At 65.8% G+C, this 26,845-nt stretch carries 23 protein-coding genes, 1 tRNA gene and 2 other RNA genes; 12 read left to right on the top strand and 14 right to left on the bottom strand.

What is annotated here, in order from left to right; translation table 11 throughout:
* Nucleotides 1-76 precede the first annotated feature (76 nt).
* The 4 genes from A7D17_RS02765 to A7D17_RS02780 form a co-directional block, all read right to left on the bottom strand.
* Complete coding sequence (locus A7D17_RS02765) at nucleotides 77-964, bottom strand: TIGR01777 family oxidoreductase (RefSeq protein ID WP_064507689.1); 888 nt, start codon at nucleotides 962-964, stop codon at nucleotides 77-79.
* A 208-nt stretch (nucleotides 965-1,172) separates the two neighbouring features.
* Nucleotides 1,173-1,766: a DUF4142 domain-containing protein gene (locus A7D17_RS02770; RefSeq protein ID WP_064507690.1), complete on the bottom strand. Its 594-nt coding sequence runs from the start codon at nucleotides 1,764-1,766 to the stop codon at nucleotides 1,173-1,175.
* Nucleotides 1,767-1,842: 76 nt separating this feature from the next.
* Nucleotides 1,843-2,109: a hypothetical protein gene (locus A7D17_RS02775; RefSeq protein ID WP_064507691.1), complete on the bottom strand. Its 267-nt coding sequence runs from the start codon at nucleotides 2,107-2,109 to the stop codon at nucleotides 1,843-1,845.
* 44 nt (nucleotides 2,110-2,153) lie between these two features.
* The gene (locus tag A7D17_RS02780) at nucleotides 2,154-2,435 is read right to left on the bottom strand and encodes a hypothetical protein (protein ID WP_003486531.1); all 282 of its coding nucleotides are present in this window, start codon (nucleotides 2,433-2,435) and stop codon (nucleotides 2,154-2,156) included.
* Nucleotides 2,436-3,079: 644 nt separating this feature from the next.
* Here A7D17_RS02780 and A7D17_RS02790 point away from each other — a divergent pair.
* Entirely contained in the window at nucleotides 3,080-4,186 is a 1,107-nt protein-coding gene (locus A7D17_RS02790) for a DUF3182 family protein (protein WP_064507692.1), read from the top strand.
* A complete protein-coding gene (locus A7D17_RS02795; RefSeq protein ID WP_064507693.1) occupies nucleotides 4,186-5,052 on the top strand; it encodes an alpha/beta hydrolase family protein in 867 nt (288 codons plus the stop codon). The genes A7D17_RS02790 and A7D17_RS02795 overlap by 1 nt, the downstream gene beginning before the upstream one ends.
* A 357-nt stretch (nucleotides 5,053-5,409) precedes the next feature.
* Here A7D17_RS02795 and A7D17_RS02800 read toward each other — a convergent pair whose 3' ends face one another.
* The 4 genes from A7D17_RS02800 to A7D17_RS02815 form a co-directional block, all read right to left on the bottom strand.
* The gene (locus tag A7D17_RS02800; RefSeq protein ID WP_064507694.1) at nucleotides 5,410-6,210 is read right to left on the bottom strand and encodes a hypothetical protein; all 801 of its coding nucleotides are present in this window, start codon (nucleotides 6,208-6,210) and stop codon (nucleotides 5,410-5,412) included.
* 216 nt (nucleotides 6,211-6,426) lie between these two features.
* Complete coding sequence (locus tag A7D17_RS02805; protein WP_064507722.1) at nucleotides 6,427-7,650, bottom strand: RtcB family protein; 1,224 nt, start codon at nucleotides 7,648-7,650, stop codon at nucleotides 6,427-6,429.
* A 56-nt stretch (nucleotides 7,651-7,706) separates the two neighbouring features.
* Nucleotides 7,707-8,828, bottom strand: coding sequence for a slipin family protein (locus A7D17_RS02810; protein WP_064507695.1), 1,122 nt, complete (start codon nucleotides 8,826-8,828; stop codon nucleotides 7,707-7,709).
* Between the two features lie 353 nt (nucleotides 8,829-9,181).
* Nucleotides 9,182-9,248, bottom strand: a tRNA-Gly gene (locus tag A7D17_RS02815).
* A gap of 1,056 nt (nucleotides 9,249-10,304) precedes the next feature.
* Here A7D17_RS02815 and A7D17_RS02820 point away from each other — a divergent pair.
* Nucleotides 10,305-10,380, top strand: a non-coding RNA gene (locus A7D17_RS02820) — sX9 sRNA.
* Between the two features lie 135 nt (nucleotides 10,381-10,515).
* On the opposite strand, the gene fabR is transcribed toward A7D17_RS02820, so the two are convergent.
* A complete protein-coding gene (fabR, locus tag A7D17_RS02825) occupies nucleotides 10,516-11,163 on the bottom strand; it encodes an HTH-type transcriptional repressor FabR (protein ID WP_064507696.1) in 648 nt (215 codons plus the stop codon).
* A 92-nt stretch (nucleotides 11,164-11,255) separates the two neighbouring features.
* Between fabR and A7D17_RS02830 the strand changes: the two genes are divergently transcribed.
* The gene (locus tag A7D17_RS02830; protein WP_064507697.1) at nucleotides 11,256-12,332 is read left to right on the top strand and encodes a ferredoxin reductase; all 1,077 of its coding nucleotides are present in this window, start codon (nucleotides 11,256-11,258) and stop codon (nucleotides 12,330-12,332) included.
* 9 nt (nucleotides 12,333-12,341) lie between these two features.
* On the top strand, nucleotides 12,342-13,463 hold the full coding sequence (locus A7D17_RS02835; RefSeq protein WP_064507698.1) for a fatty acid desaturase family protein: 1,122 nt from the start codon (nucleotides 12,342-12,344) through the stop codon (nucleotides 13,461-13,463).
* A 288-nt stretch (nucleotides 13,464-13,751) separates the two neighbouring features.
* On the opposite strand, the gene A7D17_RS02840 is transcribed toward A7D17_RS02835, so the two are convergent.
* Nucleotides 13,752-15,320, bottom strand: coding sequence for an EAL domain-containing protein (locus tag A7D17_RS02840; protein ID WP_064507699.1), 1,569 nt, complete (start codon nucleotides 15,318-15,320; stop codon nucleotides 13,752-13,754).
* A gap of 383 nt (nucleotides 15,321-15,703) precedes the next feature.
* Here A7D17_RS02840 and A7D17_RS24560 point away from each other — a divergent pair, with 383 nt between their 5' ends.
* A complete protein-coding gene (locus tag A7D17_RS24560) occupies nucleotides 15,704-15,880 on the top strand; it encodes a hypothetical protein (protein ID WP_064507700.1) in 177 nt (58 codons plus the stop codon).
* 669 nt (nucleotides 15,881-16,549) lie between these two features.
* On the opposite strand, the gene A7D17_RS02850 is transcribed toward A7D17_RS24560, so the two are convergent.
* The 3 genes from A7D17_RS02850 to ubiK all read right to left on the bottom strand — a co-directional run bounded on the left by A7D17_RS02850 (nucleotide 16,550) and on the right by ubiK (nucleotide 19,393).
* Nucleotides 16,550-17,059 carry a lipocalin family protein gene (locus tag A7D17_RS02850; protein ID WP_064507701.1) on the bottom strand — a complete coding sequence of 170 codons (510 nt, stop codon included), beginning with the start codon at nucleotides 17,057-17,059 and terminating at the stop codon, nucleotides 16,550-16,552.
* Nucleotides 17,060-17,548: 489 nt separating this feature from the next.
* Nucleotides 17,549-19,093 (bottom strand): YifB family Mg chelatase-like AAA ATPase, encoded by a 1,545-nt coding sequence (locus A7D17_RS02855; protein ID WP_064507702.1) that lies wholly within the window; start codon nucleotides 19,091-19,093, stop codon nucleotides 17,549-17,551.
* A 15-nt stretch (nucleotides 19,094-19,108) separates the two neighbouring features.
* A complete protein-coding gene (gene ubiK, locus A7D17_RS02860) occupies nucleotides 19,109-19,393 on the bottom strand; it encodes a ubiquinone biosynthesis accessory factor UbiK (protein WP_064507703.1) in 285 nt (94 codons plus the stop codon).
* 182 nt (nucleotides 19,394-19,575) lie between these two features.
* Between ubiK and A7D17_RS02865 the strand changes: the two genes are divergently transcribed.
* The 3 genes from A7D17_RS02865 to A7D17_RS02880 all read left to right on the top strand — a co-directional run bounded on the left by A7D17_RS02865 (nucleotide 19,576) and on the right by A7D17_RS02880 (nucleotide 23,184).
* Nucleotides 19,576-19,651: non-coding RNA, sX9 sRNA (locus A7D17_RS02865), on the top strand.
* A gap of 37 nt (nucleotides 19,652-19,688) precedes the next feature.
* Nucleotides 19,689-20,063, top strand: a complete 375-nt coding sequence (locus A7D17_RS02870; RefSeq protein WP_275655074.1) for a P-II family nitrogen regulator — start codon at nucleotides 19,689-19,691, stop codon at nucleotides 20,061-20,063.
* A 1,165-nt stretch (nucleotides 20,064-21,228) separates the two neighbouring features.
* Entirely contained in the window at nucleotides 21,229-23,184 is a 1,956-nt protein-coding gene (locus A7D17_RS02880) for a glycoside hydrolase family 84 protein (RefSeq protein WP_064507705.1), read from the top strand.
* Between the two features lie 239 nt (nucleotides 23,185-23,423).
* Here the strand turns inward: A7D17_RS02880 and A7D17_RS02885 are convergent, their stop codons facing one another.
* Entirely contained in the window at nucleotides 23,424-24,110 is a 687-nt protein-coding gene (locus A7D17_RS02885; protein WP_064507706.1) for an RIO1 family regulatory kinase/ATPase domain-containing protein, read from the bottom strand.
* Between the two features lie 607 nt (nucleotides 24,111-24,717).
* Between A7D17_RS02885 and A7D17_RS02890 the strand changes: the two genes are divergently transcribed.
* The 3 genes from A7D17_RS02890 to A7D17_RS22415 form a co-directional block, all read left to right on the top strand.
* Nucleotides 24,718-25,545: a hypothetical protein gene (locus A7D17_RS02890; RefSeq protein ID WP_064507707.1), complete on the top strand. Its 828-nt coding sequence runs from the start codon at nucleotides 24,718-24,720 to the stop codon at nucleotides 25,543-25,545.
* Nucleotides 25,546-25,751: 206 nt separating this feature from the next.
* Nucleotides 25,752-26,363, top strand: a complete 612-nt coding sequence (locus A7D17_RS02895; RefSeq protein ID WP_064507708.1) for a PH domain-containing protein — start codon at nucleotides 25,752-25,754, stop codon at nucleotides 26,361-26,363.
* Between the two features lie 194 nt (nucleotides 26,364-26,557).
* A partial coding sequence (locus A7D17_RS22415; protein WP_153041879.1) for a leucine zipper domain-containing protein occupies nucleotides 26,558-26,845 on the top strand: 288 nt, incomplete at its 3' end.

The following is a 26,845-nucleotide window of genomic DNA, read 5'->3' on the forward strand; positions in this document are numbered from 1 at the left end:
ATGCCCGGCACCAGAGCGTGCCCTGTGCGGTCCCTGGCCACGCCGCGCGCCCGGCGGGGAGCGCAGCGCCAGCGGCTCAGCGTTGCAGGATGGCGCGCAGGGCAGCGTCCAGCTGCGTGTACTGGAAGCGGAACCCGGCATCGAGCGCGCGCTGCGGCAGCACCCGCTGGCTGACCAGCAGCAGCTCGGCCATTTCGCCAAAACCCAGCCGCAGCAGCCCGGCCGGCAGCGCCAGCAGCGCCGGGCGATGCAGGACCGTGGCCAGCGTGCGGGCGAACTGCGCATTGGTGACCGGGTTGGGCGCGGTGGCGTTGTAGGCGCCAGCCTGCCCGTGCTGCAGCAACCAGACCAGTAGCGCGACCATGTCGGCGCGGTGGATCCAGCTCATCCAGTGCCGGCCATCGCCGAACGGCCCACCACCGCCGAAACGAAATGCCGGCAGCATGCGCGCCAGTGCGCCGCCATCGCGGTCCAGCACGATGCCGGTACGTACCACGCTCACCCGGGGACCGAGCGCGCCGATGCGGGCGGCTTCGGCTTCCCAGTCGCGGCACAGCAGCGCTGAAAAGTCATCGCCGGCGCTGTCGGCCTCGGTCAGTGCGGTGTCGCCACGGTCACCGTAATAGCCCACCGCCGAGCCCGAGATCAGGACCGAGGGACGCTGCTCGGGCGACTGCCGTGCGATCCAGTCGTGCAGCTGGCGGGTGATGCCAAGCCGCGAGTCGCGGAAGCGCTGCTTGCGTGAGGCGGTCCAGCGCCCGGCGGCCAGCGGCTCGCCCGCCAGGTTGATGATGGCCTCGGCCTGCATCCCGTCCAGCCTCTCCACCGCGGTGACGCCGGGCAGGACACGGCCGGCACGGCGCGTATCGCGGGTCAGCACACTGACCTGGTGGCCGGCATGCAGTAGCGCCGGGCATAGGGCCTGGCCAATGAAGCCGGTGCCGCCGGTGATGAGCAAACGCATGGGAGGCTCCTGGGCCGGGTCGAGCGGGCACCATAGGCTAGCGCCGGCCGCAGCGGAGTGAAGCTGCGTGGCCGACAGGCCTACGCTGCAGCGGGCCCTGGTTGATGCAGGACCTTGCCGGTGCGCATCGCCGGGCACACTGGTGTACCCAAACGCAAACGCGCCGGACCGGCCGGCGCGCTGCAGACTGCGTGCGTGCGTGCGTCGCTTAGCGCGACGACGACACGGCGTGGGCGCGTTCGAAGTGGGCCGACACCACACGGCGGGTCTCTTCCAGATGCTGCTTGACCGCTGCGCTCTCGGCGGCGGGCAGAAGCTCCGCATCCAGGATCTTGATGGTGTCGCCATGGTCGGTGACCATGGTGCGCATGAAGGCGTTACGGTAGGCATCCTTGCCGTCAGGCAGGGTCAGCGTCTTGGCCAGTGCGTCCACGGCAGCCTTGCCCTTGGCACGCATCGCCTCGGCCCGCGGGCTGTCCTTGGCACCCAGCGCCTTGGTCTTTTCGAGGTTGGACTCATGGTCGTGCAGCATCTGTTCGGCGAACTGGGCAGTGGCGCCGCCCAGGTCCTGCTCGATGGCCTGCTTGGCCAGGGCAATTTCGTTTTCGTCGATGGCAGCCAGCACGCCCAGCGCTCCGCCGTCGCCCTTTGCCAGTTCGGTCGCGCCACTGCCACTGACCGGCGCGGCGGTCGGTTCCGGCGACACTGCCGGTGCGGTGCGCGAAGTGTCGCCACCGGGACGATCGCAGGCGGTAAGGGCCAGCATGGCCAACAACGAAGCAGCAACGAGAGTGGATTTCATGGATGTCCTGGGGTAAATCGGCGCTGCCGATGGTGAAATGCAAAGGAGCCGCGATGCGGCTCCGGTGATGCGTCGGTCAGGCCCACTGCGGCTGGGCGACCGGAGTAATGCCCATGGGTCTGATCGGTGTGCGAACCGCGTCCTGCGCGGTGCGGCACAGGCGCGCCATGCGCGCAGTGCGTTCGCGGATGGTGGCGTGCTCGCTGGCAGGCGCACTGCCCAGCAGGCTGGCGACATGGAAGCCAAGGATCTCCTCCGCGCGGTCGCCCTGGTCGCTGATGATGTGCGGCACCAGCCGCTCCAGTCGTTCCAGCTCCTGCTGCACTTGATACGGGGTTTTCATGACGATCTCCAATGAATAACAGGTCTTGCGTACTACATGCGGACTCAACTATTGCGTGCGCCCAGGCGCTGCCAGCAGTCGGTCGCCAACTGTTCGTAGTTGGATTGCGTGCTGGATGAAATGAAATGGTGCTCGAGGCGATCACGGAACAGACGCAGCCGTTCCTGGTCACTCGAGCGCGGCGCCTGCAGATAGATATCGCAGGCCATCTTCACCACCGGGGACAATTCGCTGAACTTGCCTGCACCCAGGTTGCCCTGCGCGTGCCGCGCCTGCCAATGCGCGATTTCGGCCTGTACATCGATGACGGATGGGTCTCTGCTCATAACTGCGTGCGTTCCGGGCGTAAACAAACTTGACCTGCAGGGTAACGGCGCGTATGTCAACGAATGATCATCGAACGCAACTGTTACGGGTATCTACGCTTAATTGGTCAGTTTGCCCGTGTACGTCTACACGCGATGCATGCACGTAGGCACCGCAGCGCAATGCAGCGTCATTCAGTGCTCAAGAAAGTGCACGACCAGGCGCACACACCGCAGTGACTGCGGAGCAGGCATGTGTTTCAGTCGCTAGCATGCAAGCCACTGCGCGCGCACCAATTCACTCAAAATGCCTGTGCAGCGCGGCATTTTACGGAAGATTCTGAACCGCTCCACACCTGTGTAACGTCTGATCCTTAAGGTATGCGACGACGTTATGGAGAGAGCGAACAGGATGCAGGACAGCGAAAGCAGTGGTCGGAAACCTCATCACGCTAGCGGTACACCAGAAGCACGCGTGTGGTGGCATGCGTTATTGGAGCTTCGCGGGGGGCGGGTCGCCATCAGCCTGATCGTTGTGGCACTGATCTTGGTCGGCCTCTATCTGGCCCTGAGATAGCGATCCAGACCGACTCGACCACCATGGGTGCGCTCGCGTCGCACTGTTGCCAACGCCGACATGCGGCCTTGCCGCCAGGGGAGAGGTGATGGCAGATCAGCGTTATGGGCAGGTACTGGGGCACACCACGCGCGATGTGGCTGCGCAGGGGCACGAACGTGTCACGCATGCCTGGGTGTGCAGTGAGATCGCGCACCTGCTGGGCGCACGCGATGCGGGATTGGCAGGCGATACGCCGCTGGAACAGCGCAGCGGGCACCGTACGCTGCATGTGCCCGACGATACCCTGACCGCCGAGCAGGCACGCGCGCTGGGCGTGCGTGAGGCAGACGGGCTGCTGGGCGGCATCGTGCCGCATGCGTTCGTGGCCACCAAGGTGATTGGCCACCCGTTGGTCAACTCCGCCGCCGCACGCATTGCTGGGTGGGACCAGGCATTGGCCAATGCGCTGATTCCGGCCACCCTGGCTGGCTACACGGTGTTCTCGCAGGCCGATGCGGTGCAGGCGCTGGCACGATTGCTGCCAGATGGCGGCGTCCGCCTGAAACTGCCTACCGGCGTGGGCGGCAGCGGGCAATGGCGTATCGCCGACACTGCGCAGTTGCTGCAGGTGCTGGGCACCTTGCCCGGTGCGTATCTGCAGACCCACGGTGCAGTGCTGGAGCGCAATATCCTGCAGCCGCTGACGCACAGCGTGGGCGAGCTCTGCGTGGCCGGCATCCAGATCGCCTACCACGGCACGCAATGCGCCGTACGTAACCCCGAGGGCGATGAGGTGTATGGTGGATCGTCGCTGCATGTGCATCGCGGATCGCTGGAAGCGCTGCTGTCTACGCCGCTGACACCCCTGCACCGACGCGTGGTCGAACAGGCATGCCACTATGACCGCCTGGTCGCCGCCGCGTATCCTGGGCTGCACATCTCACGCCGCAACTATGATGTGGTGAGTGGTGCAGATGCGCATGCCGGGCAGGTCTGCGGTGTGCTTGAGCAATCCTGGCGGATTGGTGGTGCGACGCCGGCCGAGTTGGCGGCGATTGCAAGGTTTCAACAGCACCCTGGGCTGCACTGGGTTCACGCGTCCACGCACGAAATCTACGAAGGCCAACCGCCGGCCGATGCGCAAGTGTATTACCGTGCAATGCAGCCCGGTCCCGGGCCGCGCTTCAAATATCGGAGGATAGTCGCCGACTGATGGAAGCCAAACTTTCCAGCATCGACATTGCTGTCGATCAAGATGCATTGAGTGGCACCTTGCTGACGCCGACCGGGATTCCGGCGGTGCTGTTCGTGCACGGGTGGGGCGGCAGCCAGCACCACAACCTGGTGCGCGCGCGCGAGGCAGTCGGCTTGGGGTGTATCTGCCTCACCTTCGATCTGCGTGGCCACGAAGGCCATGCGTCGATGCGGCAGACGGTGACGCGCGCGCAGAACCTGCAGGACATCCTTGCCGCTTACGACCAGTTGGCAGGTCTGCCTTACGTGGATCCGCAGTCGATTGCGGTGGTCGGCCTGAGCTATGGCGGCTATCTCTCCGCTTTGTTGACACGCGAACGACCGGTGGAATGGCTGGCGTTGCGCTCGCCTGCGCTCTACAAGGACGCGCAATGGGATCAGCCAAAAGTGAGTCTCAATGCCGACCCGGAGTTGATGGCCTACCGACAGCGTGTGCTGACGCCTGGGGACAACATCGCCCTGGCGGCCTGCGCGGCATACACAGGCGACGTGTTGCTGGTGGAAGCGCAGGACGATGTCATCGTGCCGCACCCGGTGTTGCGCAACTATGCCAACGCGTTCACCAGCGCACGCTCGCTGACATCGCGGGTGATCGCTGGTGCCGACCATGCACTCAGTGCCAAGGAACATCAGCAGCAGTACACCCGGGCGTTGATCGACTGGTTGACCGAGATGGTGGTAGGGCGCCGGATTGCGCTGGCCAAGGAAGTGGTGGCAGCACGCAAGCAGATGCTGCAGCAGCAGGACAAGACCACAGCCTCGTCGGGGCCGGAGGCGCTCGCATTTCGAGGCGATATCCGCGCAGTGGAAGCATCTCCCGACTGAATCTGTACGTGTGCACTGCGGCCTGGCTGATCTTTCACGCAAGCCAATGCGGCTGACGACGATTCTGGAGCGATCGACCCGCACACCAGCAAGGCGTCCGATCGCGCTGGAAGTGGCTGCATCCACCTAATCCGGCATGGCCCGTCGTGCTGCTGGGCAGATGTGGGGGTCAGGCTCTTCCAGGTCGACGTTGCGCGTGCGGTGGTTTCACTCAAGTGCATCGAGGCAATGCTGATGGCAGCTGCTGCCTTTATCTTCGCGTCGGGTCGTTGTGTGCAGAGACACAAAAAACAACGGGCCCACCGGGCCCGTTGTTGCTGCGCCACTGGCCTGATGCCAGCGGTACGCCCCGCCGTCTTACACGCGCGGGTCGGTCGGATTGCGGCGCGCTGCATCATCGTGGCGGTCCGAATCGAATGCCTCGCGCACCGCATGCTTGGCCTTCTCCCAGCTCAGGCGCGAATTGGACTTGAAGCGGTCCCAGCCATCGCCCAGGTCGCGTTCCAGATGATCGTCCCACTGGCGGCCGGCGTGCTGCTGGCGCGCCTGCATGCCGTAACGATACGCAGGACGGTAGTCGTCGTACGAATACTCGGTGTCGCGATAGCTCGCGCTATCAAAGCGGCCCGCATAGTGCGTGTCCCCATCGCTGTAAACGCTGTGAGTGCGATCGGCGCGGTCCCAGGCATCGCGCGCGGCCAGGCGGGCCTCGTCCCATTCCAGACGCGATTCGCCACGGTTACGCGGCCACTCGCCAGCGAGCGTGGCTTCGGTTTCTTCCCAGGTGCTGGTGGGGCGCGTCTCGCGGGCCTGCAGGCCGAACCCGTAGACGGTGGCGTAGTCGCGATCGTAATCGGTGCCTTCCTTGTAGTACGGACGGTTGCGATGCTCCTGGCGCCAGTACTCGGTTTCGACGGTCGGGTCGAGACGTTCGGCCACACCCTTACCGGCAGCTGCGCCTGCCACAACACCGGCGGCCGCACCGATCAAGGTGCCCAGCGGACCAAACACCGTCCCTGCCAGCGCGCCTGCCGCAGCACCGCCGGCGATGCCGCCGACGCCCACGCCGACCGGATGCGAGCCCGGTGCACCGGAAATCGGATCGCGGTTCAAGTCCTGTGCTTCTGCTTTGCGTTCCTGCTTGTCGAGATTGCTCATACCGCCTCCGATTACCTGATGGATGCAGCCTGCGAAGACAGGCCGCAAATGTGGCGCAACCATGGCGGCGCAAGAGTGAAACGCTTGTGCTTTGATGTGAGTGCCGTCGCGACATGACTGAACTGTGCATGCGGGCTCGCGGATGAGGCCGCCGACATCCTGCAGCGATGACATCGCCCAGCGTTGCGAAACAAGGGCCGCGATTGCGGCCCTCGTTTACCCCTTGATGCACACCACCTGGCGCAGCGTGTGCAGGACCTCGACAAGGTCCTGCTGCGCGGCCATCACCGCATCGATCGACTTGTAGGCTGCCGGCGATTCGTCGATGACTGCTGCGTCCTTGCGGCATTCCACATGTGCGGTGGCCTCGCGGTGCTGGGCCAGGGTGATCTGCGCACGGGCTGCGGTTCGGCTCATGACCCGTCCCGCGCCATGGCTGCAGCTGTGGAAGCTCTCGGCGTTGCCAAGCCCGCGCACGATATAGCTGCGCGTGCCCATGCTGCCGGGAATGATGCCCAGCTCGCCTGTCCTGGCGCTTACCGCGCCCTTGCGGGTGATGAGCAATTCCTCGCCATGGTGCGTCTCCTTCTGCACATAGTTGTGGTGGCAGTTGACCGCCAGCTTCTCCAGCTGGAACTTCGGCAGGCGGTGGCGCATCTCCGCCAACACCCGCGCCATCATCGCTTCACGATTTTCGCGGGCGTAATCCTGCGCCCACGACACCGCTTCCACGTACTCATCGAACAGCCGCTCGCCCTGCATGAAAAAGGCCAGGTCCTTGTCGGGCAGATGAAAGCCCAGCACGCGGTGCGCCAATTGCTCACGCGCCCGCTCGATGAAGTAGGTGCCGATCAGGTTGCCGGTGCCGCGCGATCCGCTGTGCAACATCACCCACACCGCGTCGGTCTCGTCCAGGCAGATTTCGATGAAGTGGTTGCCGCCACCCAGCGTGCCGATCTGGCATGCCAGCTTGTCGGTACGGATGCGCCGGTGCTGCTGCTTGATCGCCTCCAGGCGCTGCACCAGCCCCGATTGCGCGATACGGGTTTCGATGCTGTCGGGGAGGTTGCGGTGCTCGCCACCCCGGCCGTTGCCCACCGGCACGCTACGCTCGATGCTGGAGCGCAGTTGCGCCAGGTTGTCGGGCAGGTCCTTGGCACGCAGCGTGGTACGCACCGCGGCCATGCCGCAGCCGATGTCCACGCCGACCGCGGCCGGGATGATGGCGCCGCGGGTCGGGATCACCGAACCCACGGTTGCGCCCTTGCCCAGGTGCACGTCGGGCATCACCGCCACCCATGGCCCGACGAACGGGACCGCGGCGATAGTGCGTAACTGCGCATGCGCCTGTTCTTCCAGCGGCACGCCACGCACCCAGCCCTTGATCGGGGTGGCACTGCCTTCGGCGTGCAGCCATTCGAATTGTTGTGAAGTACTCATGGTGTTCATTCCTTTGCGCGGGTGCGCGGCGAGTCCTTCGCCCCACACCCGCATGACTATCTGAGCGTCACCAACTGCTTCAGCACGCCATCCAGGCCGCCGAACACGGTGAGCTTGTCGATCTTTTCGGTGACCTTTTCCAGCGCCTCCAGCTCCTTCAATCGCATCAGCACCGGGCTGTCTTCGATCAGCTTGGCGGTGTTGAGCAACGAGCGGGTGGCATTGGCTTCCTCACGCCGACGGATCACGTTGGCTTGCGCCTGCTTCTCCGCCTGCACCACCGCGTTGAGGATCGCGCGCATCTCGCCAGGCAGGATCACGTCCTTGACGCCAACGCCGAGCACGTCGATGCCGAAGCCGCCGACGCTGCCACGCACGTAGCCGAAGATATCCGCGTCCAGCGAGGCCTTGTCGCCCAGCAATTCGTCCAGCGTCTTGGCCGCAACCGCGCGCCGCAACCCGTACTGCAATTCGCGGTACAGGTAGTCGCCTGCCTTCGCCACGCGCGTGCGCATCGCCACGGCATCGGTGACGCGCATGTTCGCTGCCAGATTGACCCGCAGCGATACCTTGTCGCGTGTCAGCAGTTCCTGGCCGGAGACCTCGACCGACTGCACGCGCAGGTCGATCACCTCGATGACCACGTTCTTCTGGAAATTCCAGAACGCGTACGCGCCGGGGCCGAAGGGTGCCATCAGCCTGCCATCGACGAACACCAGCCCCTGCGACTCGGCGGGCACCTCCATGCACACGGCCACACGCGACAAGGTGCCGAGCTGACGCAGGCGTCGCTGCACGTCGCCCGGCACCTGCAGGCCATCGGCCAAGGGCAAGCTCAGTACCTCGATGGCGGCTGCGCCGCGCCAATACAGCGCGCGGGTGCCCGGTGGCAGTACCTGATCGAGCTTGCCGTTGCGGCTCAGCAGGCCCACCTGCGCGCTGCCGATGTCCGCCAGCACGAAGTGCTGCGGCAATGCGGCGCCCAGCGTGTCGATCAGCCTGTCGGCATCGCTGCCGACCTCCTCGCCGCTGTGGATGGTGTGGACGCCGACCTCGGTACGGCCCAGCGGGTCGAACAGGCGGTAGACGCCGGGCGCGAGCACGCGCGCGAACCGACGATTCCGATACACCAGGCCGCGCTCGCCGTCGCCGATCACGACCCTCTTGGTCCAGAACATGAAACTTCTCCTTGGGTTGGCTCTGGTGGTCCGATCCGCAGGTATTGCCGTCGCGCCGCCCGGATCGGACTGGTGGCGAACGTGTGCCGATGCAACGCGGCGTTGGAAGGTGGAAACGCCGGTGACGGCGGCCGTGCGGGGCACGCTGCGTGGTTGGCGCCTGCCGATGCGTTGCCGCGGCCCCGCGATGGTTTGCGAAGGCGCGGACGAGCGCAGGGCGACGCGTCCAGGGCAACTGCCCGGCGGGGCCGCCGCTGCCACGTGCATTCAAGCGATGCATTGCGTGACTGCACGCGGCATGGGCGTTTCCGTGAAGGGACTTGCGTCCCCGAGGTGACCGGGAAGGTCATTGCTTGGAGCGGGAATCGAACCCGCGACTAACAGATTGGAAATCTGCTGCTCTACCCTCTGAGCTATCCAGTGGTGGGTAATGCGGAATTGAACCGCGCCTGCGGATAGTGCCGCCGCTCGACCACGAGCCGATACCCAAAACGAGAAACAAGAGAAAGATATCGAGATACGCCACGGCACAGCCGCACGCACCGGTTGGAATAAACTCCAAGCCGCTGACAATCTTCCGCAATGTTTCCGATTGCCGTTTTATTCAAACGGCAATTCAGTCGGTGCATGACCACGCACCACCCGTGCCCGAAACCTGGGCACAGCGCTGTCGCGCCTGGTGGCAATCCAACATCCCTGTTGTCGGGCAGTCCATGCCCGGGTTTCAACTGCGATCATCCACAGGTTCGATACGAACGCGCAACGAAAAACGCCCCCGGATGCAGCATCCGAGGGCGTTCGCGTGCCTCGGAGATCGGGTGACCGATCTCCTTGAATCAGGACATCAGCCGATGATGGTGCGCACGTCCTGTTTGGCCGTGCACGCAAACGATAGCGCGCCAAGGGCGCCAGGCAGTCGATTGCGTCGGATGGAATGGCTGGTGTGCATGAGCGTGCGTCAGGTCCGGTTGCAGGCAGTGCTGCGTAGGGCGCGAACATTACCTGCAGGTTTTTGGTTATGCAAGCACTTTATGAAAATAATTGATTATGTTTTTTTCAGGTGCTGGCAGTGTGGTGATTGTGAATGTGCGGGCCGGGGATGGATCAGGTTTGGAGTGGTTGGATAATCATCGGCATATTGGGAACTGGGATTGTCGATGCGTGGCTGTGCAGACAATGGGTTTTCCCGGTAGACCGATGCGGTGGGGCGTGCAGTTGCACGCGTGGCCGATATTGCGCGAGCAGGGGGGGGCGGGAAAGTGCGATCAGCGCGCTTGGGTGTCTGGGTTGCGGTGATGACCTTGTGCCAATCGCGGGCCTGCCGCGCACAAGCGCCCGGCCGGGCATTCACTGCGACAGGCGCAAGGCGCGCGCCGTCAGCAGGCTGCCGTCCGAAGAATGAGATCGGCGAATAAGAGCGGCTAACAAAACTACTGCGCAGCCGCCAGGCGGGCGCGGCCGGTGCTCGGAATCGGCATGTACCACTCGTACACTCCGGTTCCTCGGCGCCGTCCACACCCGCCTGACGACTGCTCGCTACGTTTTGTTAGCCACTCTCAGCCCAAGAAGCTCAGCGCGGGGCGGACGCGCCTGGTTTGCGATGCGGCGTGCGGCACGGATCGCTGTGGTGATGCGCAGGCGGTCCGCAGCCGCCTGACCACTGCGGGCGCGGTGCTGTGAGCCGCGCTCAGCCGCCGTGGGTGCCCAGCGTACGCGCACCGGTCAGAATCATGCGCAGCATCTGCGAGATCTGCTCGATCAGTTCGGGGTCCTTTTCCGGCGGCAGATCCATCGCCACCGCGCCCATCGCAAACACCAGGCGAGTGATCGCCTTGGACACCAGCGCCGGTGCGTGCAACTTGGCGTTGTCGGCGGCGGCCAGGCGGATCAGGTCCACCCGCAACTCGTCTTCGAAGTAGGTGAGCTCGCGCTCCACCGCCTGCTTGAACGCATCCGAGCCCACTGCGCCTTCGCGCAGCAGCACGTGCAGCAGCTTGTCGTCGGCGCGCAACTGTTCCATGAACGCCTCGACCGAAACGCGGATGACGCTGCGGTCGGTGGAGGTGGCGCGCTGGCGAGCCTGGCCGATGATGGTGCGCAGCGAGCGCCCGGCCCGGTCGATCAACGCCACGGCGAGCTCGTCCATGTCGCGGAACTGGCGATAGAAGCTGTTCGGCGCGATGCCGGCCTCGCGTGCAACCTCGCGCAGGCTCAGCGTGGACAGGCTGCGGTGCGGGCCGATCAGCGACAGCGCCGCGGCAATCAGGTCTTCGCGTGAGATCGCCGGCTTGCGTGACGGCGGCGCGTCGTGGGACGGCAGGGCGATGGAGGTCATGGGCAACAGCCGGGCGTGGGCCTGAATCATAGCCCCTTCCTTCAATATACAAGTGTATACACGGATGTGCATGCATGCGTATAGTGCCCTCCATGAGCCTGGCACCCACTCCCAAGTCCAAGTCCCCGCTGCCCGCACGGCTGGCGCGCCGCCTGGTGTCGCCGCAGTTGTTCGACTTCTGGGCAACCCGGATCAACCCGTTGTGGACGCTGGAGCGGCCAATGGCGCGCCTGGTCGAACGCAGCGCAGCCAGTCGCGATGCGGTGACCCTGGTCTTGCAGCCCAACGGCCACTGGCAGGGCCTGCAGGCCGGCCAGCACGTGAGCCTGGGCGTGGAGATCGACGGCCGCCGCCTGCTGCGCAGCTACAGCCCGACGGTGCTGGACAACGGCCACCTGGCGATCACGGTCAAGACCATCGAAGGCGGGCAGGTCAGCCGCTATCTGGCGCACGCCGCCGCGCTGGGCACGGTGGTGTCGCTGGACCCGGCGTTTGGCGACATGCTGCTGCCGGCCACGCCGACCCCCTTGCTGCTGCTGGCCGCCGGCTCCGGCATCACGCCGATGCGTGCGCTAGTGCGGGCCGCGGCGCAGGCCGGCATGCCGGCCGACATCGACCTGCTGTACTGGGTGCGCGAGCGCGACGATGCCTGTTTCCTGGATGAGTTCCAGGCGCTGGCCGCGGCGCATCCGCGCCTGCGCGTACGCCTGCTGACCACCCGCGACGGTGCCGCACCGGCCGCCCGGGTGGATACCCATGCGCTGGACGAGATTGCCGAGCTGCCGCGCCGTCATGTGATGGCCTGCGGCCCGGGCGGCTTCGTGCAGGCCGCACGTGCACGCCTGGAGGGCCGCGTGGCGGCGTTCCAGGCGGAGGCCTTCAGCGTGCCGGCGCTGGACGAAGCCGAGGCCGGGCAGGTGCAGGTCCAGCTGTCACGCAGCGGCCGTACGCTGAGCCTGTCGCGCGGCCAGTCGCTGCTGGAAGGGCTGGAAGCCCAGGGCTTGCGGCCAAAACACGGCTGCCGCATGGGCATCTGCAATAGCTGCGCCTGCGCGCGCCAGGCCGGCACCACGCGCCACCTGCTGACCGGCGAGCGCAGCAACGAACCCACCGCACAGGTCCGCCTGTGCATCAGTGCCCCGAGCACTGACCTGATCCTGGATCTGTAAGGAACCCGCATGAGCCGAGTCCATAACCGCGCCCTGTCTGCCGCCGAGCTGCAATCCTTCGGCGACGAGCTCGATGCCATCCGCGCCCGCGTGCAGCGCCAGGTCGGCGCCGACGACGCGCGCTACATCCGCCGCATCGTGGCCGCCGTGCGCTGGACCGGTGTGTCCGGCCGCGCGTTGCTGTTCCTGGGCGCTTTCGTGCACAGCGTGCTGATTCCTGCCTGGATCGCCGGTGTGGTGCTGCTGACGCTGTCCAAGATCCTGGAGAACATGGAGCTGGGCCACAACGTCATGCACGGCCAGTACGACTGGATGGGCGATCCTCAACTCAACGGCAATACCTACGAGTGGGACATCGTTGCCACCGGCGACAACTGGCGCAAGACGCACAATTTCAAGCACCACACCTACACCAACGTGCGCGGCATGGATGACGACATCGGCTACGGCCTGCTGCGCATCTTCCCCGAGCAGCGCTGGCGTCCGTTCTACCTGCTGCAGCCGTTCATTGCGGTGGTGTTCGCGCTGTTGTTCGAATGGGGCGTGGCCATCCAGGACCTGCGCCTGGGCCGCTGGTTCGCCGGCAAGATGAAGGCCGCCGAATTGCGCGCCTCGTTCCTGCCGGTCGGCCGCAAGATGGGCCGTCAGATGCTCAAGGACTACATCGTGTTCCCGGCGCTGGCCGGTCCGTTCTTCCTGACCGTGCTGCTGGGCAACCTGGCCGCCAACGTGCTGCGCAGCATCTGGACCTTTGTGATCATCTTCTGCGGCCATTTCACCGCCGACGCGGAAGTGTTCCCGAAGGAATCGGTCCGCAACGAATCGCGCGGCCACTGGTATCTGCGCCAGTTGCGCGGCTCGTCGAATCTGACCGGCGGCAAGCTGATGAACGTGCTGTCGGGCAACCTGAGCCACCAGATCGAACACCACTTCTATCCGGACCTGCCGGCCAACCGGTATGCGCAGATTGCGGTCGAAGTGAAGCAGATCTGTGCGCGCTACGGCCAGCACTACAACACCGGCTCGCTGCCGCGGCAGTTCGGGCAGGTGATGTGGCGGATCGTGCGGCACGCGTTCCCGAGCCGGCCCAAGCCGGTGCGCGAGCGCAGCGGGGCGCTGCAGAGCGCGTGATCCAACGTGAAGGCCGCCATTGGCGGCCTTTTTCTTGGAGTGGAGCATGGAGCGTGTCCGGGCTGCTGGCGTGTGACGCGTGGATCGCTCGCTGAGGGTGCCGAACCCGGGTTGCCGGCACGCAGCACGCGGCGAGGATGCCGTCGCCGATAGTGCGGTAACGCTGGCGCTGCATGGGCATGCTCCATGCGGTGTGCCAATCGCTAATCCCCAACAACACATCACCAGCGGCCAATTACCAACTGCCCATGGCCAATGGCCACGCAGCAGGGTGGCGAATCGGACGACTCAGCGCGCCGAGTTGCGCGCCTGTGCCTGATAGGCGATGAAGCCGATGGCCGGCAGCGCGCGCGAGAACAGCCAGCCCTGTGCCAGGTCCACGCCATGTGCGCGCAGGTAATCCAGCTGTTCCTGGCGTTCGACCCCTTCGGCGATGGTGCGCAGCTGCAGCGTCTTGGCCATCTCGATGATGTGTGCAGTGACCGAGCTGGTGGCCGAGTGCGTGCCGATGGTGTCCACGAACGATTTGTCGATCTTCAAGGCATCCAGCGGCAGGCCTTGCAGATACTGCAGGCTGGAATAGCCGGTGCCGAAGTCGTCGATGGATACGGTATGGCCGGCGCCACGCAAGTGGGTAATGGTGGTGCGCGCGGCATCGATGTCCATCAGGCTGCGTTCGGTCGCCTCCACCCAGACCTGCCCGCTGTCCACGCCGGTACCCCGCAGCGCGTCGGCCAGCACCGACTGCACGCGGCCGCTCTTGATGTCCTCGGCCGAGACGTTGATGGCCACATGCAGCGACGGTTCGGCGGCCAGGGTGGGGCCGAGGTCGCGGATGACTTCGGCCACCACCAGATCGGTGATCGGCAGGATCAGGCCGCTTTCTTCGGCCAGCGGGATGAAGGCGTCCGGCGGCACCAGCACGCCATCGGGCTGCTGCCAGCGCACCAGTGCCTCGGCGCCGACGCAGCGGCCGCTGTCGAGGGCGATGATCGGTTGGTAATGCACGACGAATTCGCCGCGCTGCACCGCGATCTCCAGCCGCGCCAGCGGCGACAAGCGTCGCCGCGAGACCCACAGCACCAGGGCGACCAGCAGCACGGCCAGCGCAATGCCGACCGGCACCACCTGCAGCCGCGCGGCGGCCAGCGGCCCGCGCAGATAGGCGACCGGTTCGGTGACCACCGCGGCCCAGTCGCCCCGGCGTCCCCGGCCGGACAGCACCTGCGCGGGCGTCTGCCCGGGCGTGTGGGCAGCATCGTCGGCGCGCGGCGCCACCAGCAACTGTTCGGCTGCGGTGCCGGTGCTGCTGAGTAATTGCCCGTCGGGAGTGCCGATCGCCAGCTGCAGGCCGGGCGGGATATTGATGTCGGCCAGCGTGTTCGGGTTGATCAGGACGTTGTAGTTGTCCAGCTGCAGCGCCATCAGTGGATGTTGCGGGTTGGCCAGCGGCAGCAGTCGCGTGGTGACCGCAATGCCGCGCTTGACCACGAAATCCGGGCGGCTCTGCGCAATGCTGGCAGGCAACAGTCCCCATGAGGTGCAGCGCAACCGCCCCTGCCGGAAGTGCCCCAGCTCGACGATGTAATGGCTGGTCAGCACCAATGCGCGCATCTGCGCCAGGTGGGCGGGCGAGCAGGGCGTCAGCCGGGAGGCGGCCATGCTCAGCAAGGCGCCATGCGCCTCGTCGAAGGCGGTTTCGGTACGCCGGATCGACAGCGCCGCCAGCTGGCTGAGCCTGCCTTCCTCACGCGACAGCGCCAGCCGCCAGGCCAGGTAGTACGACAGACCGATCGGGAGCGTTGCGCACACCACCACCAGCAGCACGGTCAGGCTAATGATGCGTTGGCGCTTCACGTCACCACCCGCATCGGCATGAGGGCCAGATCACGCGTGCAGCCCGACATGAGGTGGACGCTGCGGCAGCATCCAGGCGTGCGCCACGGCCGCATCGCCGCGCCAACGGACGCGCCGCAACGGCGTGATGTAGACCACAGGTGGGGACGGATGAGGCTGCACGTCGCGAATGTACGACACACGCGTGCATTGCGCGCGTCCGCAGAGCGAAGTGGATGTGATTTTCTGCCGAGCGGGTCCAATGCGCAGTGCGAACTGCCGCGCTGCGGGGGATTCACGCGCCTGCACGCAGGGGCGCGCTACGGTCGTTACGTCTGCGCTCGCCATGCGGGCCGCAGGGCCAGCCGGTCCGCGGCAAGGCGCTCTTACCGGAGGATTCATCCATGACAACCCAGAAAGAACGTGTCGGCGGCACTGATGCAGTGCCGATCTTCAAGATGCAGGAAACCACGCGCGACGGCGAACTGATCAAGTACGTGGTCGGCGACACCGGCGTTGCGTTCGACAGCCTGGAAGGCGCGCAGGCCGCCGCCAAGGATCTGGGCACGCTCAACGGCTAACTGGCCTTGGCCAGGTTGCGGGTCGCTGCTGGAAGCGCGTTGCGGGTAGCGACTCGCAGGTCTGGCGCTGCTGTCGGGTTGATCGGATGATCGCTGCAGTTGGATTCGTTGCAGCGATGCGTGCAGCGTGCGTTTTATCCAGCGCATCGTCACGCATGGCCGATACGGAGCAGGAGATGGCGTTGCCCGATGGCGGCCGACGCTTGCGTGTCTTGGTGCACCCACGTCTGAACGTTGCGGAGCATCGAGCGAGGCCCAGGGACGCTGCCTTTGCGGTTTCCACTTGTTGCGAAATGGTGGCAGCGAGCTTGGTGTAGTGCCTTAGGCGTGCAGCGCTGCGGCGGCGGATGCGTCTTCACCGAGCCGGTGGCTGCCCCACTACCAGAGGGTGATGCGTTGCATGTTGCTGGCGGACCCGAAGCGCGTGCGCCCTGGCAGTCATCCGGTCACCGGGGGAGCGTGCGACACCAGTACGGCGCCTGGCGACTCACCCCTTGATTACTAAGGGTGGGTCTACCAGCTCCAGATCCCTCGCCAACGCCATATCCCTCACTGGCTCGAGATCAAAGGCCGCTGGGCGTACTGGAGAAGAACGCCGGACCGGCAGGCGCCATGCCCGTTTGGTCGGCGGGCTCCTCGCCTGCGCCGGGCATCGGCAATGCCGCCGGCTCAGGGCAAGGGCTGCTCGGTCAACCGCCCGGTGTGTGGGGTGTGGATCAACAGCGCCAGATCGAAGCCCTGCTCGCGTGCGTGCGCCAGGTACGCCTGGGCGATGTTTTCGTCCAGCTGCGGCAGCCGCGCCAGTAACCACAGGTAGTTGCGGTCGGGGCTGCCGACCAGGGCAGCGGTGTAGTCGGCGTCGATGCGTATCACCCAATAGTCGCCCTTGGTGAAGGGAATCCAGCGAAGCCCTTCGGGCAGGAAGGTCACCTCCAGACGGCCATGGGTGTCGTCGATGGGACGCGCCTGGCCGATGGCTTCCTCCAGCTCACCGTCCACGGTCAGGCAGCGGTTCTGCACGCGCACCGTGCCGTCGTCTTGCAGCGCGTAATGCGCCGACACGTCGGTACAGTCCGCATCCTCGAAACGGATCGGCAGCCGGGCGATCTCGTACCAGGTACCCAGATAGCGGTTCAGATCCAGCGACGGGACGGTGGATAACTCGGGGAGTCGGCTCATGCCAGCCTCGGTGCAAAGGGGAGGCTGACGTTTTACGTGCAGCGCCATGAAATGGATGTTGCGGCGCGGCGCTTGGCACGGCGATGCGGCGTGAAATGAGCCGCACGGCACGCCGCGGCGCGTGAGGCTTAGGACCTGGGGCGGTGCGCACATCGGAGGTGACGTGCAGGCCGTTGTCCCTCGCAACGCAAGCCTGCGTTGCGGCAAACGCGCACTGTGTCCTTGCAGGCGCGCGGCAATGCACCGCGACTGGCGCAGGCCCGGCGCGCCAGGTTGCGGCGGCGGGTGGCACGTTCGAGCGCGTCAGCCATCTGGCCAATCCGGTCGCGTGGCCTTTTCCATGGACAAGACCACGGCGCTTTGCAGCGGGGGCCGAGGCTGCGGCCATGATCGACGCACTGTCCGCACTACACGCACTACACGCACTACATGCCCATGTTCGAAGCAGCCGAGCAGCGCGGCGCCCTGAGCGCGGCGGCCACCTTGGCATTATGTGGCGCGGTTACCACCGGATGACGCCGCGCTGGCGGTGCCGAGTGCGCGATCCAGCTTGCGGTAGCCGATCGCTTCGGTGAGATGACCGGTGGCAATCGCCGCACTGTCGTCCAGGTCGGCGATGGTGCGCGCCACGCGCAGGATGCGGTGCATCGAACGTGCGGACAGTTGCAAGTGCTCGATCGCACGCTCCAGCAGCACCTGGTCGTCGCCTTGCAGCCGGCAGTGGCGGTCGGTGTCGGGCTGATCGAGCTGTGCGTTTGGAAGGGCGCCACGCGCGAGCTGCCGCTGCCGCGCGGCGACTACGCGGGCACGCACACTGGCGCTGTCCTCACCGGGGTTGCCGCTACGCAGCGCCTGCGCCGGCAGCCGCGGCACTTCGACATGCAGGTCGATGCGGTCCAGCAGCGGCCCGGAAATGCGGCTGCGGTAGCGGCGGATGCTGTCGCTGCTGCAGCGGCAACGCCCGCTGCCATCGCCCGCCCAACCGCACGGGCAGGGGTTCATGGCTGCGACCAACTGGAAGCGTGCCGGAAAATCCACGCTGCGCGCCGCACGCGAGATCGTGACCAGGCCCGATTCCAGCGGCTCGCGCAGCACTTCCAGGGTCTGCCGTTGCCACTCGGGCAGTTCGTCCAGGAACAGCACGCCGTTGTGCGCCAGCGAAATCTCGCCGGGGCGCGGATGCGTGCCGCCGCCGACCAGGGCAACCGCACTGGCGGTGTGGTGCGGGGATCGGTAGGGCCGCTGGCGCCAGCGGGCCAGATCCAGCCCACGGCCGCTGACCGAGGTGATGGCAGCCGTTTCCAGTGCTTCGGCTTCGCTGGCGTCCGGCAGCAGGCCGGGCAGGCGCGAGGCCAGCAAGGTCTTGCCGCATCCAGGGCTGCCGACCAGCAGCAGGTGGTGCCCTCCGGCGGCGGCGATCTCCAGCGCGCGGCGCGCATGCGGTTGCCCGCGCACGTCGGCCATATCCGGTAGCGCACGTGCGCCGAGCGTGGCGACTGCCAGTTCGGCGGCAGGTGCCGGCTGGGTGCCATTGAGGGCGGCGCAGACTTCCAGCAGGGTCCGCGCAGTAAAGGCCTGGACATGCCCGGCGATGGCTGCCTCGGCGCCATTGGTCAGCGGCACGATCAACCGTCGCCCCGCCTGTGCGGCGGCCAGGGCGGCCGGCAGCACGCCGTCGACGCCACGCAGCTCGCCGGTCAACGCCAGCTCGCCGAGAAACTCATAGTCGGCCAGTGCCTGCCGGTCGATCTGCCCGCTGGCGGCCAGGATGCCAAGTGCGATCGGCAGGTCGAAGCGGCCGCCTTCCTTGGGCAGATCCGCAGGCGCCAGGTTGATGGTGATGCGCCGGGCCGGAAATTCGAACTGCGCGCAGAGCAACGCCGCACGTACGCGCTCGCGCGACTCGCGCACCGCCGCTTCGGGCAGGCCCACGATCTGGGTGGAGGGAAGACCGCCGGACAGATGCACCTCCACCCGAACCTCAGGCGAGTGCACCCCCACGCGGGCACGGCTGTGCACCAGCGCCAGACTCATGGTGGAAGGCTCGGGTCAGGGGGTGTCGGAACCGGGCGCCGCACTGGGCGGCGTACCGGTTGTGCGTGCTTCCAGGGCGGCCACCGCCTGCTCCAGCGCGTCGAGTTTTTCGCGCGTGCGCAGCAGCACGGCGCGCTGCACGTCGAACTCCTCGCGGGTGACCAGGTCCAGCTTGCCCAGGCCGGCCTGCAGGGCGCCCTTGAAGGTGCTCTGCAGCTCTTCGCGCGATTGGCGCAGGCCTGGCGGCACCAGGTCACTGAGGCGGCGGGCGAGGTCGTCGAGCTGATTGAAATCGATCATGGTGGTCTCCGCAGGTCCGTAGGAAGCCTAGTGCAGGCCGGGACACGCGGGACATCGGCAAGGCAGTCGGCAGGCGGTAAGGATAGTCCCATTCGGCTGTGGGCCGAGGTGAGGGCGGCTAGGAGCAGTTACCAGACTGCTGTGCAGCCGCCAGTCGGGCGCGGCCGGTGAGCACAATCGGCATGTACCACTCGTGCACTCCGGTACCTGCGCGCCGTCCGCACTAACCTGACGACTGCTCGCTACGGTTTGTTAGCCGCTCTAAGCAGGGGTGAGTGTTGCAGCCGTCCACGGTATGCTGCGCGCCCGTCATGCCCTGGGATCTGTACCAATGAAAATGATCATGGCCATCGTCAAACCGTTCAAGCTCGACGATGTGCGCGAAGCGCTCGCCGGCTGTGGGGTGGCGGGCATCACGGTGACCGAGGTCAAGGGCTTCGGCCGCCAGAAGGGCCACACCGAACTGTATCGCGGCGCCGAGTACGTGGTCGATTTTCTGCCCAAGGTGAAGATCGAAGTGGCGGTGACCGACGACCAGGCCGAGCGTGTGGTCGAAGCCATCGTGGCTGCAGCCGGCACCGGCAAGATCGGCGACGGCAAGGTGTTCGTCTACGACCTGGGCAGCGTGGTGCGCATCCGCACCGGTGAGCTGGACAGCGACGCGCTGTAAGGTCGGTGACGCGCGGTCGCGTCAGCCCGGTGCGTTGCAGTGTGCCGTTGTCTCATGCGCGCTTGTGTGCAACGTGGCGCCGCTGCCGTGCATGACGGGTTGACCGAGCGCAGCGGGGCTGTCGCGCGGGTTTGCTGTCCTTCGGCCTGTGTCGCGCCGCATGCGGTGCGCATTGCCAGAGACGTAGGAAGCGCCACATGCGGTGATGCCGACGCGGCCGTGGATCTGAGAGAGGAGTAATGCAGAACGTGCCGCGGCGCTGGTAGGAAGTACCTGCAGCATGCGCGGCTTGCCGGCAACGTCGCGCTTCCAGCATGCAGCGAAGGTGACTTCACCCGGCTGCATCGGATGCCTGGGCCATGAACTTCTTGGTGCAGCTGTGCTGGTCGCGGTAAGACAGCATGCGCGTTGTGCCGGACGCCGCCTGTCTGGCGAACGGCGCCGTGTCTGCCGCTGGCATGCTGCGCGTCGCGAGGCGCTGCCCTCTCGGAGCCATGCTGGCCATGCTCCGATGGTGGCCGGTGCACCCGCCGGCCCAGGACACATTGGCGGTGACCGAGTGCATGCGAGCAGCGCGCGGCTGCTTTCAAGGTATGGCGGGAACGACAACGGCTGTCGCCGCTCATGGCAAGTCCACCTCTGAAAGTCACTGCCGCCCTGATGCCCCAGTGCCCCAGTGCCCTGGTGCCCAGTGCCCCTAGTGCCCAATGCCCAATGCCCAATGCCCAATGCCCAGTGCCCAATGCCCAGTGCCCCAGTGCCCCAGTGCCCCAGTGCCCCAGTGCCCCAGTGCGCAGTGCCCCAGTGCCCAGTGCCCAGTGCCCAGTGCCCAGTGCATGTCCGACGTACTGATCCCGTAGAGCGCCAGCATGGCGTCGCGTCGTGCATCGCGCGTGTGCTGGACGCTTCGCCTCTTGGGATGCCTGGGATGCCGGCGATACGCACCCCAACGCTCGCTGGCTCGCGATACAGAAAGATCGCACCCCTTGCTCATACCATTTCAATACCGCAAGCCCATGTGCCGCATGGAGCTGCGCGTTTCCTCTTCATCCATTGCAATCTGGTTCTGCCGGATCATAAAACGGACTCAACCTCTCCAAGCTTGTCGGCGCGGCATGACTTGCCTACTCTAGGCGTTAATACCATTCCAATACCGGAGTTCGACATGCAGCAAGGCAACAGGCAGACGGGCATGCGCCTGCTTTCGGTATTGGTGGCATTGGGCCTGGCAGTACCGGCAATGGCTGAGCCGGTCACCCAGCCAGCCATTTTCCCCACGCCGGTGTCGATCGACCTGGACGGCGAGACGATCACGCTGGGGGATTCGGTGGTGCTGGTGGTCGCGCCGGGCGCGGACCCGGCCGCAGTTGCGCTGGTGCGCCGCGTGCTCGGCTCGGCGGGTGTCGGCAAGATCGCCACCGCCTCGCGTCTGCCGGCCAGCTTCGACCGCCCGCACGTGGTGGTCGGTACCGGCGAGGCTGCGGTGGTGCGCGATGCGCTCGCACGCAGCAAGGCCACCCAGGACACCCATGCCGAAGGCTATACATTGACCAGCGCGGCGCTTGGCAGCGGCCTGATCACCCTGGCTGGCCACGACGGCGATGGCCTGTTCCATGCGGCGCAGACGCTGCGCCAGCTGGTCGAGCGGCCGGCCATTCCGACGCTGACGATCCAGGATTACCCGGCCATGCCGATCCGCGGCACGATCGAAGGCTTTTACGGCGCACCGTGGTCGATGAGCGACCGCAGCAAGCACATCGATTTCCTGGCGCGCACCAAGGCCAATACCTATATCTACAGTCCCAAGGACGATCCGTACGCGCGCGACCGCTGGCGCGAGCCCTACCCGAAGGCGACCTTGAAGGCGCTGGGCCAGCTGGCCGCTACCGCCAAGCGCAACCACGTCGATTTCGTCTACGCAATCTCGCCGGGCCCCACGGTGTGCTTTTCCGACCCGGCCGACGCCAAGGCGTTGCTGCGCAAGTTCGATGCGTTCCGCGTGCTGGGCGTGCGCAGCTTCTACGTGGCGCTGGACGACATCGAATACACCAAGTGGAACTGCGAGCGCGACAAGACCACCTTCGGTGCGTCCGGCGCGCAGGCGGCAGGCATTGCGCAGTCGCATCTGCTCAACCTGGTGCAGGCCGATCTGGTCGCCCGCCACGACGCTTCCTCGGAACTGATCATGGTGCCGACCGAATATTTCGACGCCAAGGAGAGCCCATACAAGGAGGCGCTGCGCAAGCACCTGGATCCGAAGATCGTGGTGCAGTGGACCGGTACCGACGTGGTGCCGCCGGCCATTTCCATCCCCGATGCGCGCGCGGCCACCAAGGCGTTCGGCCGCAAGACGCTGCTGTGGGACAACTACCCCGTCAACGATTTCGAAACCTCGGCCGGGCGCTTGTTGATGGCACCGTATGCGCGACGCGAGGCCGGGCTGTCGGCCGAGCTGTCCGGTATCGTGTCCAACCCAATGAACCAGGAAGTGCCCAGCCGCGTGGCGGTGATGGGGCTGACTGCGTTTGCCTGGAACGACAAAGGCTATGACGCGCAGCGCACCTGGCATGCGGCGGCGCGCGATCTGGCCGGCGGCGACGCGCGTGTCACTGCCGCATTGCTGACCTTCTTCGATACCCAGCACCTGGCGCCCACCTTCGGTAGCCAGCCGTGGCAGGAACAGGCGCCACGCCTGAAGGCCGTGCTCGACCAGGTGCGCGAGGCCATCGCGCTGGGCGATGCCACGGCGCGCAGCCAGGCGATTGCAACGTTGGCGCGCACGGCCGATGACATCGCCGCCGCCCCGCAACTCATCCGCGACGGCGTGGCCGACAAGGGCTTTGCCGAACAATCACGCCCCTGGCTGGAGGCGATGGAGCGTTGGGGGCGCGCGCTGCAGAAGACCGCAGCCGGTCTGGATGCCGCCAATCGCGGTGACGCGCAGGCGTCAGTTGCGTTCGCCGATGCCGGGCGGATCGCCACCGAAGCCGCAGCGATCCCCTCGATTCCCGGCGCCACGCGTTTCGGCGGGCCGGTCAAGATCGCTGACGGTGTGTTGGATCGGTTCGTGGCCGAAGCGCCGCACCTGATCGCCTATCGCGCGCCAGCGACGACGCCGTAGCGGCATGCTGCGTTGATGGAATGCCGGTGCCTGCTCTCTGGCAGGCACCGGTGATCCTGATGCATCGCGCTTGAGGCGGTCGCACGCTGCTGCCATTCGCTGCCGATGCCACATGCCCGGCCTGGCGCGGCGCTGCGTGCTGTTTCATCCCTGCTGGGCGCGATGCCTGCCGGGCGTTGCTCGTCCCATGAAAGATCGCCTGGCCATGTCGCCGGCGCCTCTTGCATGCATCGCGCAGATCAGTGGCGCGAATCCGCCTGATCCGCCGGCTGTGCCTCACGCTTGAGATGGCGATACAGCCGCTTCCAGCCACCGCGAATACCGCGCACCCAGCCCGGCTCGGCGCTGCGCGCGGCCTCGTCGGCGGTGGGTGCGATACCGGCCAGGCGCTGGCGCATCTTGTGGAAGTTGGCCACGTCGCTGCGTTGCAGCTGGCGTGCCAACGTGCCACGCCGCAGCCAGCGCGGGAAGCGCCAGGCCGAGGTGAAATCGATCAACACCGGCACCCCGGCACTGACCACCACGTTGGTGCCATGCAGATCGTTATGGGTGATGCCGAAGGCATGCAGGCGACGCAGCGCCTGCTGCAACTGCTGGAATACTTCCTGGCCCACCACCGCACTGGCGCTGAGCGTGTCGCCGGGGATGAACTCCATGCCTAGTGCCAGGCCACCCAAGGTGCCGAGCAGGGCCGGAGCATGCCGCCAGCCGTGCAAGCGGCGCAGCATGCGCGCCTCGTGGCGGACCATCAGCCGTGCGACCGGTGCCAGCAGCGTGCGGCGATACCGGCCGTAGTCCTTGACCACGGCCAGCTGCCCATCCAGATGGGTGCGGTAGACGTCGGGCTCCAGCAGCCGTGTGCCCTGTTTGAGCAGAACGGGAGTGACGACCTGCAGGCTGGACACATCCAGCGGTTGGTAATGCATGACAGTTCTCCAGACCCTGGCGGCGCGGAGGTGTCACGCGGGACGCAGGTCCTTGGGGATCACGATGGATCGGAATCACGCAATTTTAGAACTTGCGAGTACTGAAATTAAATTTGTTTAACAAATGAAATGTTCCGGACATGGAACAGCCTTGCAATTCAGGCGGTTGAAGCACTCGGGTCTTGCAAGATCACCGGGTCAGACGGCATGCAGGAGCGCTCTGCGGGTGCACTGGGCGGCCACATGCGGCACGACGGCCGCGCTGCGATCTTGTTCGATCGCAATGGGAGCTGGCGATCGGCTCGCGGCGGATCGGTGGGGGGCGGAACCTGTCAAAGCCCAGCCGGCAGCGTGCAGTTGGACGTGCGTCGCGCTGCTTCTTGACAGTCAATGAGACTCCAGACACTGTGCGCGCTGCGGTCAGGGGGCTGCATCACGCGCGTCGCGCACATCCACGCCGGTGTGCCACGGCCGGTGCCTTGGGCATTGCAGTGATGCGGGGACGCCCCCGGAGAGATGACGGCAACTGCGCCACTTCCAGACGCCGTCGGGTTCGCCCGCGCGCGCACGGATGCGGGAACGATGGGGACCACGCATGGGGAATACGATGAAAAGGACTGCAACACTGCTGTTGGCCTGCACGGCGCTTGGCGTCACGGCACAGGCTTCGGCGCAATCGCTGTCGCGCGGCTGGGACAGCTACCGGCAGCAGCAAAAGCAGCCGCAGGCCGGTGCGCAGGGGGCCCCTGCGCCGGCAGCGCCGCCGTCGCGTCCATCGCAAGCCGGCAGCGGCGGCGCGCCGACCGCTGTCGGTGGAAGCGGCAGCGCAGGTGTGGTCGACCAGACCGGCGGATTTGCCACCGTCACGGCGCAGACGCCTGCGGTAGATGCGCCGCCTGCGCCGGCGTACGCAGCAGCGCCAGTACCAGCAACGGGCATTGCGCGGACTGAGCAATCGCGTATCGACAGCGGCGCGTTTATCAGCGTGCAGCGCGGTAGGGGCGAGGTGTTCAGTGGCTACAAGCAGGACATGCTTGGCCTCAGTGCCGGCTATCGCTGGCGTGCCGGCTCGGTGACGTTGATCGGGCTCGAGGGATCGGTTGGGCGCCTGGACCGCGGAGACTCGACCGACGATGTCTTTATCCCCGCAGTGAAGTTTGGCGGCATCGGCGGTACGGCCCGCTTCAATTTTGGTGACACTCCACTGTTTGCTGTGGTGCGGATTGGCTCATGGTATGCGGAGGTCGCAGAAATGAGTGATGAAATCTACGGTGGCTACGCGAGCCTTGGCCTGGGCGTCGATATCGGCAAGCACGCGAGTGTGAGCGCGATGTATACCAACTACATTTACGCCAACGATTACTATGACTACGCCGAAGACACCACCATCAATCGTGCCGATGTACTGAACGCGGCACTCGAAGTCCGCTTCTAATGTAAGCGAACGATCCAGGAAGGGCGGGCGGTAGCGTCCGCCCTTCTGCGTCAGATGTAGTTCAACAGCGACTTGGCAGGTGGCAATTCTGTTTGAGGCCGCACCTTGAAGCCGGGCCGTATACGGTCATTGGCGTTGCACGGGCATCCATGCGGGTTGTTGTAGTGTCACGGTCAACGCATTGACTCAGCCGTTGGCGAGGGCAGATGGACGCATTGGCGCAGTTTTTGACGGACGAGCAGGACCCGACGGCAGTGGGCAAGATCCTGCCCAAGGTCAGCGAGTTGCTGACTCGCGACGAGCAGGTCGAGTACATCGCCGTGCAGAAGAAGATGGTGATGAACCTGTCACCTGACGCGGTGGTGCTGACCAACCGCAGGTTCATCGTGGTCTACCCGAAACTGTTCGGCATGACGTTTCGCGATTTCCCCTGGCGCGAGGTGCTCGATGTGCACATGAGCGAACAGATGCTCGGGGCCACCATCATGTGCCGCACCACGCAGGGCGCGTACGCATCCATCGATAGCCTTCCAAAAAAGCAGGCGCGGCGCGTGTATGCCTATGCGCAGCAGGTGGAAGAATCCGCCTACGAAAAACGCCAGCAGCTGGAATTCGACAAGTTGCGCGCGTCGGCCGGCGGTGTGGTGGTGCACGCTCCTGCAGCGCAGGGTGCGGTGCCTTCGGCTCCGCCGATCGCGGTGGCCGTCACCGATGATCCGATGCAGGTGCTGAGCAAGCTCAAGCAGCTATTGGATGCGGGTTTGGTCACGCAGGAAGAATTCGATGCCAAAAAAGCCGAGGTGTTGGCACGGCTGTAAGGCTGCTGACAGATTCAGCAGGTAGCCGTCAGCTGGCGGGGATTGCGCGGCCCAAGAATGCCTGACAAGACGTAGCGAGCAGTCGTAAGCCGTGCGGACGGTGCGCCTAGATGTGATCTCTCAGTAGGTTGTTCATCCGGGGCATCTCTGGAAGATGGGGGATACCAAGCCAACCCAGCCCCCAGGAGCCCCGGATGAACCTGCATAAACATGCCCGTTTGAGCCCTCGCGGTCGAGCCCTGCTTGTGGATCGCATCCTTGTTCAGGGGTTGCGCGTGGAAGAAGCGGCGCATGCGGCCGGTGTCAGCGTCCGAACGGCCTACAAATGGCTCAAGCGCTTTAAGGAAGAGGGGGAAGAAGGGTTGACTGACCGTACCTCCCGGCCTCACAAGTGCCCCCATGCCACGCCTAAGCACGTTGTGGATCAGGTCATCGCGCAGCGCCGTGCACGCCATACGTATCGGCAGATCGCCCAGCAGTTG

It is taken from the genome of Xanthomonas floridensis, from assembly GCF_001642575.1.
GTDB classification, from domain to species: Bacteria; Pseudomonadota; Gammaproteobacteria; order Xanthomonadales; family Xanthomonadaceae; genus Xanthomonas; species Xanthomonas floridensis.